A 357-nucleotide genomic window follows, 5' to 3' on the forward strand; every position below is an offset into this window, starting at 1 on the left:
ATAATCTATGTGTGAATTTGAGAGAACTATACACTAAAAAAATGAGTAATAAACCAACTGTGGATTTTCTCAGAAATTTTTTGAACAACTAATGAAGATTCTTTTTGTTTCCATGCATTCGCTGCACAGCAAACGCTGGATTAATAATTTGAAGGATTCAGCCCACGAGTTGTACTGGTTTGATGTACTAGACCGTGGCCGGTTCGATCTACCAGAAGAAATTCAGCAATTCACCGGATGGAAAAAAAGAAAAAGAAGCTCTTTAAAAGGAGAATATTTTCTTTATAAAAAAATTCCACGGCTGTATGAAAAAATTCAGACATTCGTGGAAACCACAGCAGCAGAGGAACTGGAAAG

At 35.9% G+C, this 357-nt stretch carries 1 protein-coding gene; it reads left to right on the forward strand.

Going from position 1 to position 357, the window contains the following annotated elements; translation table 11 throughout:
• Window positions 1-91: 91 nt before the first annotated feature.
• Window positions 92-357 (forward strand): glycosyltransferase family protein (locus tag HC175_RS21050; protein ID WP_479685256.1); only part of this gene is annotated, 266 nt, incomplete at its 3' end.

Source organism: Salinimicrobium oceani (assembly GCF_012037645.1).